Genomic DNA, 17,528 nt, shown 5'->3' with positions numbered 1-17,528 from the left:
TAAATATTTATGGGAAGCGGCGTGCAAACCGCTTCCCTCTGAGTTTTTCCTAACAACTGTCCGCCTATTTGCCAGCTTGCTCCAGCTCATAAGCGCTGCGGGTCAGTTTTTCAACCCACACGACAAATATACCAGTTAAAATTAAATTAAACACTATGGTGAGCACGGAAATCATAAGCGCAGGACCTCCTAAATTGTAGCCAAGCGCAATAAAGATAATCCCGGCCCCTACTTCACCGCGTGTAAACATGCCGATCGACAGTGCCAGGCGTTCGCGCTTCCGCCTTTCCCGGTAGAAAAACAGAGGGAACAGTTTCCCGATATTGGACAGGAACGAAACAATCACGACATGCAGGATGATCACCGGCCAGGACATCATCGGCTGTGCTCCGGTTATCGTTGTCGCCTCTGCAGACTGCGCGGCGAAGTCCACTCCGAAAAAGACCGGCATGCTGACTCCTACCAAGAACATAAAGAGGAATGAGACAGCCGTCGCCACATTGTGCTCAACCTTCGTATCAATATGCTTATGTCGCATCACCATACCTAATACAAACGCAGGTAACAGGACCTCGATATGAATGCTGGCATCTTCGCCATAGAAATACTTAGACACCAAATAAACAGCCTGCGTGATTCCACAGGTAAGGACAGCATAGAAAAGAATCGCCTTCCAGTCCTGCCTCATATCATAACTTCCCATCTTTCTCCATCCGATGATCAATAGGCCCATCACAATCAGAATGATAACGCCCAACTGCCAGCGCAAGCCTACCATCATAATCTGCAAAGGAATCATCAACAGAATCGTATCGAGGTCGTCGAAGATTGCCAATACCTGCACTTTCTTGTATACCCAGGAAGATTTCAACCCTGCCGCCGCCAACATTGTAAACAGTATACCGGCTGAAGTCGGGGCTGCAAACCGGCTCAACAAAAGGTTTTCTTTCCAAGCTTCTCCACTGTTCCAGTAAATATCGGGAAGCAACACGAACATATAATATAACGCCACGAAGATCCAGGGGAAAGCAGCCGTCGCCATTGCAATAAAATAATCTTCGGTATAGGACCGCCAACGGCTTTTATCCATTTCGAACTCCCGCCCCACATTTATCATGATAAAGGCCAGGCAGACATACAACAGGGTATTGGAGATCGTCTTCACCGACGAATACCCCTCACCTACCATCGCAGGCAGGAATTGAGATACAACCAATCCCAACATCAGAAAAAAAGAAAATAAAAGAATCTTCTTCATTATTTACAAATTGTTTTTGTTTAGAATTATAATAATATAACAACTTACTTAAAATTCGGTTCTGGGAATATAGGCACTTTCCACCTTTAATAACCGCGCTTTCAAACGTTCGGCCTCTCCTTTGCGGATACGAAGAGTCATTTCACAATCCATTTCAAACTTTTGGGAGACGATCACTGGATTCTCTTCCTTGACAATACGCATGATTCCGTTCAGATAAGGGTATTCGAACGCAATGGTGATATCTTCATCAACAGTGCGCTCTTCTATCTCGGCAGCAGCTATTGCTTCGGCGGCGGCTGTCCGGTAGGCAACAATCAAGCCGCTCGTCCCCAATTCGATTCCGCCGAAATAGCGGATCACGACGATCAGGATATCTGTCAACCCGTTCGAGTTGATCTGTCCCAGAATCGGTTTTCCGGCAGTAGAGGAAGGCTCGCCGTCATCGTTCGCACGAAAAGTTAGGCGTTCGGGACCTAACATATAGGCCCAGCAGACATGGCGGGCATCATAATACTGTTTACGATATTTGTCCAGTTGCTCTTTCACCTCTTCCACCGTACGCACCGGGATCGCATACGAGATAAAGCGGCTGCGCTTCTCCGTATAGTACCCTTCAGCTACCTGCTTAATGGTCTTGTAACTGTCGTCCGCCATCTTTTAATCCGGTATATGAGTTTCCTGTTCTTCCCGGAAAGCCCGGAAATCTTTCATTATCTCTTCTATCTCCTCAATAAAATAAGGATCTTTCACGTGCTTCTTCACCTCCTCATAATAGGTTTCGATGGCCTTCAACGCACACAAATCCTGTCCGCGCAGCAAGAAGTAAGGTTCTTCCTTCTCCACGCATTGTTTAATCATCTGAATAGGATTCTTCATTTCTTATCGCTTTTTAATTCGTCTTTCAAAAATGGAGCCGTATAGCTCTTCGTTTTCACTTTTACCATTTCTTCAGGAGTTCCAGTGAAAAGAACCTGCCCACCGTTACGTCCGCCTTCAGGCCCCATGTCGATCAGATAGTCGGCACATTTGATGACATCGAGGTTATGTTCGATAACGATGATCGTATTGCCCTTATCCACCAGTTTGTTCAGGACACCCAACAAGACCCGTATATCTTCGAAATGAAGACCGGTCGTCGGTTCGTCCAATACATAAAGCGTCTTGCCTGTATCTTTCTTTGCCAGTTCGGTCGCCAATTTGACACGCTGGCTCTCACCACCGGAAAGAGTCGTGGAAGGTTGCCCCAACTTGATATAGCCCAGGCCTACATCCTGCAATACCTTCACTTTCGACAGGATCGACGGGATATTCTCGAAAAACTCCACAGCCATATTGATTGTCATATCCAGAATGTCCGCAATGGATTTCCCGCGAAAACGGACTTCCAATGTTTCCCGATTGTACCGCTTGCCATGACATTCTTCACAGGGGACTAGCACATCCGGCAGGAAATTCATCTCAATCGTCTTGTATCCGTTCCCCTTGCACGTCTCGCAACGTCCACCGGAAACATTGAACGAGAAACGTCCGGGTTTGTAGCCACGCACTTTCGACTCAGGCAGATCCACAAATAGATTACGGATATCCGAAAAGACCCCGGTATAAGTAGCCGGATTACTTCTCGGCGAACGCCCGATCGGGGACTGGTCTACATTGACTATCTTATCGACATTGTCTATCCCCTCGATCGACTTGTAAGGCAACGGATCTTCCAAGGAGCGATAGAAATGCTGGCTGAGAATCGGTTGCAGGGTCCGGTTGATCAAAGAAGACTTTCCACTGCCGGATACCCCCGTGACACAGATCAACGTACCCAACGGGAACGTGACATCCACATTCCGCAGATTATTCCCGCTCGCCCCTCTTATCGTGATGAACTGTCCGTTTCCTTTCCGCCGCTCTTTCGGGACGGCAATCTCCGTCTTCCCATTCAGGTAGGCTGAAGTAAGTGTGTCAGCTTTCAACATCTCTCCGGGAGTTCCGGCAAAAACAACTTCTCCTCCTAAACGACCAGCCTTCGGCCCCATATCGACCACATAGTCCGCATTCAACATCATGTCTTTGTCGTGCTCGACCACGACAACAGAGTTACCCGTATCGCGCAACTCTTTCAACGAGTTGATCAAACGAACGTTATCCCGCTGGTGCAACCCTATACTCGGTTCATCCAAGATATAAAGTACATTGACCAGCTGGCTACCGATCTGGGTCGCCAAACGGATGCGTTGACTCTCGCCCCCCGATAACGTCGCCGAAGCACGGTTCAACGCGAGATAGTCCAATCCGACATCTAACAGGAATTTCAGACGTGAACGGATCTCCTTCAAGATTTCGACAGCAATCTGCCTCTGCTTAGGATTCAACTGCTCCTCGACACCCTCCAACCACTCATACAATTCAGAGATATCCATTGCCGAAAGTTCGGCAATATTCTTTCCGGCTATCTTATAATGCAGCGCTTCCTTGTTCAACCGCTGCCCGTTACACTCCGGGCAGGTAGTCATCCGTATAAACTGTCCCGCCCATTTCTGTGCGGAAGCAGAAGCCTCGCTCTCCTGCTGCATCAGGATATATTTGGCAACACCTTCATACGACAGGAAATAATTGGAAGTGCCCAACGAATCGTTTTTAATTTGCAAACGTTCGTCAGTCCCGTTCATGATCTCATCGACCGCTTCTTCCGGGATATCTTTGATAGGGGTCTTCAACGTTACGCCATATTTCTCGCAAATAGCTTCGATCTGCCAAAATATCAGGGAGTTTTTATATTTTCCCAACGCCACAATCCCACCGCTGTAAATGCTGAGCGAGGTATCGGGGACGATTTTGTTCATGTCCAACAAATTGACCTGTCCCAATCCTTTACATTTCGGGCAAGCACCCTGCGGAGAGTTGAACGAGAAATTATGGGGAGCCGGTTCGCTGTAAGACAAACCCGTCACCGGATCCATCAGCCGACGGCTGAAATGGCGCACTTCGTCCGTCTCGGCATCCAGCACGAGTACCAGGCCGTCACCCTGCTTCATAGCGACACGCAGGCTTTCTTTCAAACGACGTTCGTCCGATTCCGAAACGATCAGTTTATCGACCACAACCTCGATACTGTGCATCTTATACCGGTCGAGCTTCATGCCATGAAAGATCTCCTTCATCTCACCATCCACCCGGACATTCAGATAGCCTTTTTTCCGCATCTGTTCGAAAAGTTCTTTATAATGTCCCTTACGGTTACGGACAAGCGGAGCGAGCAAGTAGGTCTTCTTCCCCTTATACTGGTTCATAATCAGTTCCAGCGTCTGCTCCTCGGTGTATTTCACCATCTTCTCGCCACTCAAATACGAATAAGCCTCTCCCGCCCTTGCATAAAGCAGACGGAAAAAGTCATAAACCTCGGTAGTCGTCCCCACTGTAGATCTCGGATTCTTGTTTGTTGTTTTCTGCTCGATCGAGATAACAGGGCTCAGGCCAGTGATCTTATCCACATCCGGCCGTTCCATATTTCCCAAGAAGTTACGCGCATAAGCGGAGAACGTCTCCACATAACGGCGTTGCCCTTCCGCAAAAATCGTATCAAAAGCCAAAGACGATTTACCACTACCGCTCATACCGGTAATTACGGAGAGCTTGTTACGAGGTATGTCGACATCTATATTCTTCAAATTATGGACACGCGCGCCTAAAACGGAAATACGGCCGCCTTCCAATGCATTCTTATCCTTCATCGTTTTTCAGTTTTCTTATTTCACCACCCAGGCCGGATTATGCACATAGGTGTTAGGCGTTTTATAATACATATCAGATTCTTTCGGGATCCGGATCGTATATGTTTTTCCTGCCGTCAGCAATTTACGATCTCGCAACCAGGGATTGAAACGTTTCAGATCGGCATAAGTGATACCATTCTTTTTGGCGAAACCGGACAAATCCTGAATATCCGTCGAGACGGCAACACTCTCGCATGCGATCGGTTTATACAGATCCTGCGCTCTTAGCACGAACCCATATTTATAAGGAGCTTCAAATATCTGCTTGATAGCCATGATACGATAGACATAGCGGGTTGTTTCCTCCACCAGCCAGAGGTCGAACGAACTGTCTGCATCCTGCTTGACAAGCTCTCCCGAAATACGTCCCATACCGGCATTATAGGAAGACGCGACCATCGCCCAGTCTCCATATTTTTCATAAGCCGCTTTCAGATAACGACAGGCTGCTTCGGTCGCCTTTGTCACATCGCAACGTTCGTCAACCGTAGGTGTTATCGTCAACCCGTACTGCCGGGCCGTTCCTTCCAACAACTGCCAAGTTCCTACAGCCCGTGCAGGCGATGAGACACGCGGATCGAGATGGCTCTCGATCACCGCCAGATACTTGAAATCGTCCGGAATACCGTTAGCCTTCAGAATCGGTTCGATGATCGGGAAACAGCGGTTTGCGCGCTTAATCAGCAGCATGGTAGTAGAATGGAAATAGGTAAAGCTACTCAATTCCCGGTCAAAACCTTCATGCATATTATAACGCGTCAAATCGATATCTTTTCCGCAAAAAGAGACGGAAGAAGGAATATCAGGCGACATGGTCACCGATGAAACGACCGGACGTTGTTCTTTCACTTTTTCCGAATCACTCGAACCAATGGAGAGGCAGGCGGTCAGGCACACAGCACTTCCCACCACAAAACCGGCTATACTATTACTGTTCAATAATTTCATCATCAATCTTCTTGGGTCTAAGAATATTTATAGAACCTTTTTTATTATATTTAATACCATCCGATCCCACTGCATCTATCACATAAAAATAGACACCGGGAGCAACATATTTTCCTCCTTTTTTGCCATCCCACCCTTCAGCCGGGTTAGTAGAATGGTACATCTGTACCCCCCACCGGTTGAATATCCAGCACTTATAGGTCACAAGCGATTTGTAGGCGACACGAAACTCATCATTGATACCGGGTGTCGTACCGGGCGAAAAAGCGTTCGGGATCTGAAGTTCCGATTCAGCAATCTTGATTTCAATAGAATTGGAGACCGCCTCGCATTCTCCCGTCGCGTTGCTGACAGTGGCAACCGCCGTATAATCACCTTTCTCCGTAAACGTATAATCGATCTCCTCATCCCTATATTCCACCAGCGGATTCTCAGCTCCGTTTTCCTGGTCGCTCCTATATATCTTCCAGGTATACAGCGTCGCTACCGGATCATTGGCATACGCCCGAAAAGTGACCGTTGCCGGAGCGGAAATATATTCCCCGTCTCCCGCTGTCATATTCTCCGCATTATCCATCATAAACGTCGTATCGACATGCACCTCTACGGCCACCGCCTGGTAGGTATCCGAGGTGATCGATTTCTCCACTCCAAAATGTTTTGCAAACTGATCACCGGAAAGAGTGACTTCCGTATCGCACAACGGAATTGTATTGTTATCGCTTATCTTTACCGAATATGGTCCTTCCGTCAATACTCTTTGCACGTTCTTAGGCGAAAAATACTTGTTGTCTTCAGACCACTCCAATGTTTGATACGCAACATCGAACTCCCGCTTCACCGTCATCCGGCTTCCCGACGGGGTATAATAATACATAACCGGGACAGCAGGAGAACCTTCCAGCCAAAAGCCGTCACAATTCCCTTTGACTGTAATACGCTCGACATTAAAAGCGTATTTACTATAATCGATAATCCACACATACCAACCATTCAAGCCGGAAGCCGGGTCCTCCACATAATATCCGGCATCCTCCTCTATATTCCGGATAACGGATGTCGCCCCGTTCTGTTCACATGAAACGGGCTCCCGGTCCAAGGCCTTTTGCTTATATCGATACCATTGATGATTGGCTGACGAGGATGTATAGCTAATCTCCACATTCTCCATTCCATACACCAGATAAATCCGTATACGATTCCCTGGATTTTCCAACAAATAAGGGGTTCCACTTCCTCCTGTAACCGTATATTGCTGTGCCTGAATGGCCAACACCACAAACAAGAAACAAATCAATCCTCCCAGTTTCCTAATTTCCGTTCTTAGCATATACATAACCTAATTAGCTTACAAAATTACTATTTTATACGGATTTATACGGAGATAAATGCCTTTTTATTGTATTAGGTAGAGTCAACAAGCAAGTGCAATTATAGTCATAAAAATGAAATTCATCCAAAAATCGTCATTATTAAAAGAAAAATCAATAAAGATTTGCAAACTTTAAAATAATCGTTTACATTTGTGCATATCAAAACCCTAACTATGAAAAGAAACCGAAACCTTGACAGCAAAAACAAAAAGAATTATTGACCAAAGCCAGGCTATGATTAGTAAGGCTTTTTGTACGGGTGGTATTTATACCACCCGTTTTTGTTGCTCCCATTTCTCGAAAAAATACTCTTTGGGGCTTCTGAAGCCCAGCTTTTCCCGAGGCCTACAGTTGATCTTCTTCTGTATCTCCATGACGAAACGGTCGCTCACCGTATTAAAATCAGTGCCTTTTGGGATGTACTGCCTAACCAGCTTATTGGCATTCTCTATAGCCCCTTTTTGCCAAGAGCAATAACTGTCCGTAAAATAGACGGTAGCTCTTAACTTTTTCTCTATGAGTTCATGGCAGGCAAACTCGCCGCCATTATCCGTCGTTATGGTCCTAACGCCTTTGCCCCTATAAGGGAACAGAAGACGGTTCACCACTCTCGGCAGGGAAGCTGCCTTCTTGCCATCGGGCAGCTTTTCCATCAGCAATAAGTTGCTTGACCTCTCGGTTAAGGTAAGGATCGCCCCTTTGCCCCCCTTGCCAACGATAAGATCCATCTCCCAGTCGCCGAAGCGGGTGTCATCCGCTTCCAAAGGGCGTTCGCGGATACTCGTGCGGTTGGGGATGTTCGTGACTTTTGTAGGACAAAGACGGGATATATGCCGACGATACTTCATCTTGTGACGACAATGGGAAGCAAGCTCACCACTAAAGTCCGCACGTATACGTCTATAGAGGGTCTCATGGGAGATCTTATACCCTTTCCTCTTCAAATAACCGGATATTTGCATGGGAGACCAATCTTCTTCTACCAACAAACGCAACGCCTCTTTTTCTATGGCGCTAGGAATTTTACGATTGCCGGGGAGACGTTCACGCCGTTCGCGCGACATCTCATCCGCAAGGCTATAACTATAAACACGATGACTTTTATTGCGTCTGAGCTCACGACTTACCGTACTGGCCGACACTCCTATTTGAAGAGCTATCGCTTTTTGGGTCTTACCTTCTTTTAGTCCCAAAGATATTGCATATCTTTGCTCACGGGTTAATTGTTTATACTTCATAACAATACAAAAATAATTAATCCTAAGGAGACTTCGGTCTCCTTTTTTATTGTATTGCTAATTGATTCTACGCTCTCAGGGGCTATGCACCCCTGCCGCTGGGGCAAACCCGCAGTGGTTTTTTCATGGGAAACACACTGCGAAGTTGCACTTCTAAGTTGAATTTGCATTTTTATTGTATTATCCGGACTTCAATCCTTCAAAAACCATTGCTTTTATACCATACAATATCCACAGTTGTCACACACTAGCCTCTTCTACAATTTCAGAAGAATGATTCACGCATAAATAATAGCCTAAAAGGGAAAAATTACAGGCTATAGGCTATTCATCAAAAGCCTATAGCCTATTTGGGAAAAGGTACTAGGCTTTTTGGAAGAAAGTACCTATCTGTTTGAAAAGGGATGCCTACCCATTTGGATAGCGACAGGTATCCATTTTAAAACATATATGCTTTGATTCCAAAACACCTATGTTTCGCATTCAAAACATATATGTTTTAAACAAGGGATAAATATCCGGCAACCCCTTCCGCACACCGTTCACCATCAATAGCGGCAGAAACGATTCCGCCTGCATAGCCGGCACCTTCGCCGCAAGGGAAAAGGCCTTTCAAGGTTATATGCTGGTAGCTTTCCTTGTCGCGCAAGATACGGACGGGAGAAGAGGTACGGGTTTCCACCCCGATCATTACTGCGTCGTTGGTCAGGAAGCCTTTGGAGACTTTACCGAAATGGCGGAAGCCCTCGCGCAAGCGACCGGTGACGAACTCCGGCATCCAGAAATGCAGCGGAGATGCCAGCAGGCCGGGCGTATAAGAGGATTCGGGGAGATCGAAAGAGTTTTTCTTATTCACGAAATCAACCATTCGTTGTGCAGGGGCGGTTTGCTTCATCCCACCGTTCAGCCAGCAAAGTTCTTCCAAACGTTCTTGGAAAGCCATCAACGCTAATGGAGAATCCGACTCTACCCTCTCTCCATTATTCATTATTAATTCTTCATTATTCATTAGCGAAGTATAGTCTTCCGGACGTACCTCCACCACCATGCCGGAGTTCGACCAGCGGGAACCACGATTGGAAGGAGACATTCCGTTGACCACTACCTGCCGAGGACCGCTTGCTGCCGGGACAACGAATCCACCGGGACACATGCAAAAAGAATAGACTCCACGCCCGCCGGACTGCGCCACAAAGCTATATTCGGCTGCCGGCAGATAGTTGCCTCTGCCTTCCTTGCGATGATATTGTATCTGGTCGATCAACATCTGCGGATGTTCCAGCCGGACACCGACAGCAATGCCTTTGGCCTCGATCGGGATTTGCCGGTCATGGAGGTAGCGATACACGTCGCGGGCGGAATGGCCCGTTGCCAGAATGACCGGCCCTAAAAAACTTTCGCCCGTATTCGTTTCAACCCCTATGACTTCCTCCCCTCGGATAACCAAGGCGTCCATTCGTGTCTCGAAACGAACTTCCCCGCCACAACGGATGATCTGCTCGCGGATATTCTCGATCACACGCGGTAACTTATCCGTACCGATATGCGGATGGGCATCAGCCAAGATCGAGGTACTCGCCCCGAACTGGCAGAAAACATTCAGAATCTTATCGACCGAACCCCGCTTCTTACTGCGAGTGTAAAGCTTGCCATCAGAATAGGCCCCGGCTCCCCCTTCTCCGAAGCTGTAGTTGGATTCTTCGTCCACTTTATGCTCGCGACTGATCAAGGCGATATCCTTTTTACGTTCGCGCACGTTCTTCCCGCGTTCGATCACGACCGGACGCAGGCCAAGCTCTATCAGGCGAAGGGCGGCAAACAAACCACCCGGTCCCGCTCCTACCACCACGACAGGTTTCCCGGCCGACACGTCTTTATATTCCACCGACCGGAATTCCGGTTCATCCGGCACCTCATCAATAAAAGCACGCAGCTTGACATTCACAAAGATAGTCCGCTGACGTGCATCGATGGAACGCTTCAGCACACGGACAGCGTGAATGTGCGGGACAGATGTTCCCGTTTCACGGGCTACCACCTGCTTCAACGACTGTTCGCTGACTGCCTCTTCGGGCAGTATACGAAGTTGTAATTCTTGTATCATCGTTATTTCTTTAAATTCAAATAAAAAATCAAACCGGCCTGCGCCCTGTATCCGCTCCAGTCCACTTTAAAATCCGAATATCGGCTCTTAAGGTTCTGCTTTACGGCATCCCATTCATAAGCAATGTTCACATTCAGCGCGACGTGACGGCACAGACCGAACTTGATACCGAAAGCAGGCTCCACAAAGAAATTCTTGCTGGAAAAATGACCTTCCTGCAGATATCCGGCTGTGGGAACGGATTCGATAAACAGACGATTTGCCTCGTGCACTTTGTTCAGCACGACACCCGCCGAAAACTGTATGTACGGTTCGAATGTAAAGATACTAATTTCTTCCTTAACCAAACGGAAACGGTAAAAGGCTCCGAACTTATATCCTTTGTTGCGCAACTCGAAGTTGCAAGAACCGGAATAATCCGTTATCCCTTTCTTACCTGCCGTATTCATATAGTTGAAAAGAACTCCCGCATGATGGCGGCTCCATTCAAGCCCGACACGGGTTTCCTGTGTCACATAACCGGGGAAATTATCCGTAACCTGCGCATTGCTTACGGGAAGTTCCATCCTATTCAAAAAATCCTCCATATCGGACATCTGGTACGAGCCATGCCCGATATTATATTCGACTGTCAGCGACTGAGCCTGCCCAAGACGACCGAAGAAGAACAGCAGGGCTATAAACAACAATACCTTTTTCATCTCTTCGGGTAGTTTTCAAGGTTAAACGTATAATTAGCATTCTCATATCCCCAATTATCGACGGGAGAGAAACGCAACTCAACCATGCCTGCTTCCTGTCCGGCAAGAGAAAACTCCGTCATGCCATCCGTCACCTTTTCCGCCACAACTTCACCTCCGTAGACGACATCGACTGCCGAACGGTAAGGATACGTCCAAGACAGACGTACGCGGTTCTTTGTCCTATATTCTACCTGAACCTGCGGTTTGGCCTGCTCCAAGTCAAGCGATCCGAGCGAACGGGGACGGTCGGCTTCCGCTTTGAAATAGAGATAGACCTTGTATGTTCCTTTCTCACCGGCATATCGTTTATCGGCATATGAATGAATATCAAAATCCGACCTTCTCGTAGTATAGATATAATTAGCCCCCTTCTTCAGCGTAGTAAACTCAATCCGGTAATGATCGAACCCGTCACGAAACGCCTCATCCACCTCCCAAGAGATTTCAATCAGTCCTTCTTCATTCACCCGATACAGCAAAGGAAGTTCCGTCTCGGTACGCGCATTTACCTTGAGAGGCCAACTGCGCTTTTCCACATAATGTTCAATCCCGACCTGCCCGGCAACCGTCCCGCTGTTCATACGGGCAATAATCTCGCACGACAATTCATAAGAACCATTCGGTATCAGGTCTACATCCAACCGGAAATCACACTGTGTCCCATTGCTTTCCCAGACCATTTCACCCAAGCGGATGATCTGTTTCTCAATTTCGAATCCGGGCAACGGATCGATCTGGCAAACAGCATCACCACTGTTTTCCACCACAAAGGTTCCGTTTTCCACATCATGGATAAACGGGCCATAGAAGTCCACACTCATCGCGACCGAATCGACCTGCCGCTTTTCAAAATCCATAAAATTCTCCCCTAACTGGTACTCGCAGCTTATAAACAGGAAGAAAATACTCACAAATAGATAAACAACACTTTTATTCATATACATATAAACTTATCCGAACAATTGCCGGAAAGCCTCTTCTACCTTGCGCACTTGCACAATTTGCATCTTGCACTTGGACGTGTCGAAGCCTTTCAGGTTATTGTGCGGGATGATAATGCGCGAGAAACCTAATTTTTCCGCTTCCAGGATACGCTGCTCGATGCGGTTCACCGGACGGATCTCGCCCGAAAGTCCCACCTCGCCGCACATACAGATACCCGGTTCGATTGAAATGTCGAGACTGGAAGAAAGAACCGCACTGATCACCGCCAAGTCGATCGCCGGATCGTTCACCTTTAGTCCGCCGGCAATATTCAAAAAGACATCTTTCTGTATCAACTTGAACCCAGCACGCTTTTCGAGTACCGCGAGCAACATATTCATACGTCTGAGATCAAACCCCGTCGCGCTGCGCTGTGGGGTCCCGTAAACGGCCGAACTCACCAGCGCCTGCGTCTCGATCAGGAAAGGACGGATCCCTTCGATCGCCGCCGCAATAGCCACTCCGCTCAGCCCTTCGTGATTCTGCGTCAATAGCAGTTCGGAAGGGTTACTGACTTCTCGAAGCCCGTCTTGGCGCATCTCGTAGATGCCTAATTCAGCCGTACTTCCGAAACGGTTCTTGATGCTCCTGAGTATCCGGTACATATAATGCTGGTCACCCTCGAACTGAAGGACAGTGTCAACGATATGTTCAAGAACCTTCGGCCCGGCAATGCTTCCTTCCTTATTGATATGGCCGATCAGGAGGACGGGCGTGCCACTCTCTTTCGCATATTTCAGGATGGCAGCACTACACTCACGTACCTGCGATACACTTCCGGGAGAAGATTCGACCACCTCCGTATAAATCGTTTGTATCGAGTCGATAATCAGGAGATCAGGTTGAACGTTACGGGTCTGGACAAATATCTGTTCAAGATTGGTTTCGCAGAGGATGAAGCAATCCGGGTTCTCATGCATGATGCGGTCGGCACGAAGTTTCAACTGGCGGCTGCTCTCTTCACCGGAGACATAAAGCGTGCGGAGTCCCTTCAGTCCCAAGACGGTTTGCAGGACAAGAGTAGACTTACCGATTCCCGGTTCGCCGCCGATCAGGACCAGTGATCCTTTCACCAGGCCACCACCGAGGACGCGGTTCAACTCCTGATCACCAAGGTCGATGCGCGTTTCTTCTTCGGAAGTGATGTCCCGAAGCAGTACAGGACGCACAGGACCGGCTCCATCAGGACGGATAAATCCCGTTCCGACACGCTTTCCGGCCGGTTCTTTTGCCACGATCTCCTCGACATACGTGTTCCACTCCCCACAAGAAGGACATTTCCCGATCCATTTCGGAGAATCAGCCCCACAGTTGGAGCAGACATATACTGTTTTTGCTTTTGCCATACCTCTACAACCTTTGTTTTATCACCCGAAAAGATCGAGTGTCAACTGCTTTTTCTCCGCCTCTAACTTACGCAGGTGGCGTTTTCCTTGCGGCGTAACGATTTCCATCTTATCGAAACGGGTACGGATCACAGTTTCGACCGTATAGCTAATATTGACCACTTCACCCAATTCGCTCATCTTCCGCTGTATCTCCAGCACGCAATCAATACACATACCGCTCTTGAAGACAATCTTTTCATCGAACATATCTTTCTTAAAGTCTTCATCGCACATATAGAAGTCGATCGTTTCGCCTCCTTTGTTGTAGATGCCTTTCCAACGGTAACGAGCGTCTTTCAGCACAGGCGAGATGATTTCTATCGTCGCCTTGTTGTCTTTGACCGAAGGCAGCTCGTCGGAACGGAGGATGTAATAGTCGAATTGTTCGCATTTGACCTCCAACGATCCCGAACGGCTACGGTTGTTTTCGTTCAGTTCGCGCAAGGTGAACTTCGTCACCTTCGGATAGCCACGCACAGCTTCGTAAAAATTCGATTTGCATTTGCAGACGCGAGGCGAGGCGCTCAGCAACTCCACCAATTCGCGCGTAACGGTTATGCCAGGCGATTTTTTCCTAAGATTCGTACGCAATAAGGCTATTTCGCGCTGCATCTTTTCCTCGTCGGCCGCCGAACGATCCTGGGCCGGCTGCCCGCCGACCAAAAGGGACGGACGTGCCCACACTTGCATAAATAAGTTGAGAAGGACGGAAATCAAACGGCTGTTCTCACCTGCCACCGACCAGATTTCGCGGAATCCCTCCTGCTGAGCAAAAGACTCGCAATAAACCGTCATCTTGATATCCAGCATGTCTGCCAACGTCCGGACAAGCGAGAGTACCTCTTTTTCCGAACGGTGTTTGATCATGGCATCCATGTAGTTGGACTTGTCACTGAAGTAGTATCGCAGTTCGAGTTTGTTATCAAACTTTATCATGACTTACTCTGTTTTTGGTTTTCGATCAAAGAACGGATTTTTCGACGACGCGCTCACCGGGATCGCCATCACGCACTTACAATCGCCCAACATCCCCAAACGCTGTGCAGCCAGACCGGCGCTAAACATCACGCGCGTATCCAGACGCAAATCCGAAGCCGTGGCACAAGCTGAACCGATCGCAATACCCAAGTCCACCGAATTGATCGCACAAGGAACGGCTTCCGGCTTCTCCACGCAAGTCGGGAATCCACAGTGAGCGCAATTCAAGCCCTGCACCTGCTGACGCGTACCAACAATCATGATGGCTTCAGCCTGAAGGATATTGTCGGCATCACGCAGAAAGAATTTCAAACCGGTTTCGCCGGACATGATAACTAATTCTTCGGAAAGGTGTTTGATATCTTCATCCGTCACCATCGCCACTTCAATAATATCGATGCCTTTCCCTTTCGGAGCTGTCCGGGCGGCTGTCATCATCTGACGAACAGCCTGTAACACATGCTCGTGTCGTATTTCTCTTTCGTTCTGTATCATTTTAATATTGGTTTAGCACGAACAAAGATAATAATTACTCGTTTTATAGTTCAAGATTTGTCATCTTTTCTGTAACATCAAATGGATAGTCGGGGTATTCGTAAATACTGAAACGAAGTTCAGTCACCCCCTCGAAATAATTCCAAATACTGATATACTCCCGCACATCTTCACCCATATCCTGTAACTGGCGCAGGTAGGCGGCGACGGACTTGTTCTCAACGATGTAGACTTCTCCCATCCGATCGATAATCGGGCTGTGACGGCGTCCAGTGTCGTGGTCGAATTTCAGGATACGCTTCCCCTCAGGCGTCAAACCGACCGTCCGAAAAGTCATGCTTTTGCCGATGGCAGGAAGATTCAACACACTACGGTCGGTGGCAGCAAAAAGAAGATGGTTCTCTTTTAAAAAACCGGACAATTTCTTTCCTAAGGGTCGCTCATAGCGGATCAGCCGATACAGTTCCTTCTGCTTCTCTTTGGGGATAAGGCCGAAAATTTTCTCTTCTTGCTGTTTCTGTAAAGAACGGCTATTGGGAGTGAACACGGCATAGTTCTCGTGAAAACCCTTAACCGAAAAAGTGTAATAGCACACCACCCCCATCGCATTCAACGTCTGACGAAGTTTTGCCGCATGCCCACGCCGAGAAGCGGCAACGGTGTAGACCATCTGGTTGGTGATGATCCAACCGGCGGAGAGAATCGCCTCGATCGCCTTTTTTGCTTCCGGCGTGACCTCCAACGGGGATTGAAAATGTGTCTGGATAATAAACTGCGTAACACCGACACGTGAGGCTTTATCTTTGAAACTCCTCAAGATGTCGACTAGTTCGTCCGTGATTCTGAGAGGCAAGTAGGCAAGCAGGCGAGACCCCAAGCGGACCCGTTGTAACTCAGCGTACTTCTCCCCTTTGGGACGACTCTCGTTAGCTTTTCGTTTTCGGACCGCCATCTTATAGACGGCATCAAGTATGTTACAGAGCGTCGCGTTCTGACTCATCAACGCGTCACCTCCAGTAATCAAGATATCCCTGAGCTGCGCATCCTCTTCAAAATAGCGCATCAACCGACGCAGTTTCTTATCCCATGCCTCCTTTGGTTTCAAGGATTCGAAATCAAAATTCAAACGCTCGCTTTGGAAATCATACATCCGCTGGCAGGAAGCACACAGCCCGCCACAGGCACGCCCCATCGAATCGGGGATTAAGATCGCCACTTCCGGATAACGACGGTGTATGTTGTGTCCTTCCGGCAACAACCACCCTGCGGCATTTGGCTGTCCGGACACGACAATATCTTCTTTCTCCCACGCCTTGATCCGGCCGTATGTATCGACCAGCTCTTCCGAATAAAGGATATAAGAGCGGATGGTTGCATCGTCATATCCGCTTGTATTCGTGTTCAGCAGGGAAAGGTAATAAGGAGTCACAAAAAACGGCATGCCTTTCTTACGGGCACGTGCCAACAGGTCCATCGTTCCAGCCGACAGGGAACCGCCAAGAAAATAGTTCAGTTCCGTCGGGCTTTTGAAAGCCATCGCAAGATGGAAACGGCCAGTATTCCACCATTCCTGCACTTTGACGTATTTCTCGGCATAGCTCATCTCTTCCGTAAACTGGAACCGAGAGGTCGGGGCATGACACCGTTCGATCTTACATATCAACCCAGCAATGATTCGCTCTTTGTTGGAGTGACGGATCGCCATCACCTCCTCGTCCAGTCCGGTCGGCCAACGGTTCATCTGCCGTTTGACAAGCGAACGGTCCGGAACGATTTCCTCCGGCTTCTCCAGCAATTCGAATTGCCGGTACAGGTCGATAAAGAAGTCCGGCGAAACATCTTCCTCCAGCTTCCCGGCCAAGAACTGCCACAGGCAGGTAATCGTCCGTACTGGTATCTCCTCACCTGTCGAAAGCTCGGAGACCATCATACCGTCATGTTCGATCAACAGAAAAATACGCTTCGCCACGACATTTCCCATATTGCTCCCACCAACCGTCCTGTCAATACGGGAAGAAACAAAAGAGCGCAAGGCTTCTTTAAAAAGCGCTGCGCTCTCACTTTCTTCCGCCATCGTTACCAGTTGGGGAAAATCTTTTTTAAATGCTTTTGTCAATTGCGAAATGTCATACGAAAGTAATCTTCTTTTAATCATAAGCAAATATTTTTTAGGAAGGATTATTGAATGTTATTTTGAAGTCATCTGTCTACAAATATAACATTTTTCTCCCACCATCAAAAGCATGTTACTT

General features: G+C 48.0%; 14 protein-coding genes. All 14 read right to left on the bottom strand.

Annotated elements, in window-relative coordinates:
- Positions 1–64: 64 nt before the first annotated feature.
- On the bottom strand, positions 65–1,258 hold the full coding sequence (locus tag NQ564_RS04555; RefSeq protein ID WP_008158194.1) for a cation:proton antiporter: 1,194 nt from the start codon (positions 1,256–1,258) through the stop codon (positions 65–67).
- A gap of 48 nt (positions 1,259–1,306) precedes the next feature.
- A complete protein-coding gene (locus NQ564_RS04550) occupies positions 1,307–1,915 on the bottom strand; it encodes an IMPACT family protein (RefSeq protein WP_008148477.1) in 609 nt (202 codons plus the stop codon).
- Positions 1,916–1,918: 3 nt separating this feature from the next.
- Positions 1,919–2,137, bottom strand: a complete 219-nt coding sequence (locus tag NQ564_RS04545) for a hypothetical protein (protein WP_008148475.1) — start codon at positions 2,135–2,137, stop codon at positions 1,919–1,921.
- Entirely contained in the window at positions 2,134–4,983 is a 2,850-nt protein-coding gene (uvrA, locus tag NQ564_RS04540) for an excinuclease ABC subunit UvrA (RefSeq protein ID WP_008148473.1), read from the bottom strand. The genes NQ564_RS04545 and uvrA overlap by 4 nt, the downstream gene beginning before the upstream one ends.
- A gap of 15 nt (positions 4,984–4,998) precedes the next feature.
- Entirely contained in the window at positions 4,999–5,976 is a 978-nt protein-coding gene (locus tag NQ564_RS04535) for a lytic transglycosylase domain-containing protein (RefSeq protein ID WP_008148471.1), read from the bottom strand.
- Positions 5,954–7,309 (bottom strand): T9SS type B sorting domain-containing protein, encoded by a 1,356-nt coding sequence (locus NQ564_RS04530; RefSeq protein WP_008148469.1) that lies wholly within the window; start codon positions 7,307–7,309, stop codon positions 5,954–5,956. The genes NQ564_RS04535 and NQ564_RS04530 overlap by 23 nt, the downstream gene beginning before the upstream one ends.
- Positions 7,310–7,612: 303 nt before the next feature.
- The gene (locus tag NQ564_RS04525; RefSeq protein WP_227963160.1) at positions 7,613–8,584 is read right to left on the bottom strand and encodes an IS30 family transposase; all 972 of its coding nucleotides are present in this window, start codon (positions 8,582–8,584) and stop codon (positions 7,613–7,615) included.
- A gap of 499 nt (positions 8,585–9,083) precedes the next feature.
- Positions 9,084–10,688: an NAD(P)/FAD-dependent oxidoreductase gene (locus tag NQ564_RS04520; protein WP_021862305.1), complete on the bottom strand. Its 1,605-nt coding sequence runs from the start codon at positions 10,686–10,688 to the stop codon at positions 9,084–9,086.
- 2 nt (positions 10,689–10,690) lie between these two features.
- Complete coding sequence (locus NQ564_RS04515; protein ID WP_008148463.1) at positions 10,691–11,389, bottom strand: hypothetical protein; 699 nt, start codon at positions 11,387–11,389, stop codon at positions 10,691–10,693.
- Positions 11,386–12,369 carry a hypothetical protein gene (locus tag NQ564_RS04510; RefSeq protein ID WP_021862304.1) on the bottom strand — a complete coding sequence of 328 codons (984 nt, stop codon included), beginning with the start codon at positions 12,367–12,369 and terminating at the stop codon, positions 11,386–11,388. The genes NQ564_RS04515 and NQ564_RS04510 overlap by 4 nt, the downstream gene beginning before the upstream one ends.
- A 12-nt stretch (positions 12,370–12,381) precedes the next feature.
- Positions 12,382–13,761, bottom strand: coding sequence for a DNA repair protein RadA (radA, locus tag NQ564_RS04505; protein ID WP_008148458.1), 1,380 nt, complete (start codon positions 13,759–13,761; stop codon positions 12,382–12,384).
- Between the two features lie 21 nt (positions 13,762–13,782).
- A complete protein-coding gene (locus NQ564_RS04500) occupies positions 13,783–14,739 on the bottom strand; it encodes a hypothetical protein (protein WP_008148457.1) in 957 nt (318 codons plus the stop codon).
- A 3-nt stretch (positions 14,740–14,742) separates the two neighbouring features.
- Entirely contained in the window at positions 14,743–15,276 is a 534-nt protein-coding gene (locus NQ564_RS04495; protein WP_008148455.1) for a ferredoxin domain-containing protein, read from the bottom strand.
- A 43-nt stretch (positions 15,277–15,319) separates the two neighbouring features.
- Positions 15,320–17,431: a KamA family radical SAM protein gene (locus tag NQ564_RS04490; RefSeq protein WP_008148453.1), complete on the bottom strand. Its 2,112-nt coding sequence runs from the start codon at positions 17,429–17,431 to the stop codon at positions 15,320–15,322.
- Positions 17,432–17,528: the final 97 nt, after the last annotated feature.

It is taken from the genome of Parabacteroides johnsonii DSM 18315, from assembly GCF_025151045.1.
In the GTDB taxonomy this organism is placed as follows: Bacteria; Bacteroidota; Bacteroidia; order Bacteroidales; family Tannerellaceae; genus Parabacteroides; species Parabacteroides johnsonii.
This window is presented reverse-complemented; position numbering and strand designations above follow the sequence as displayed.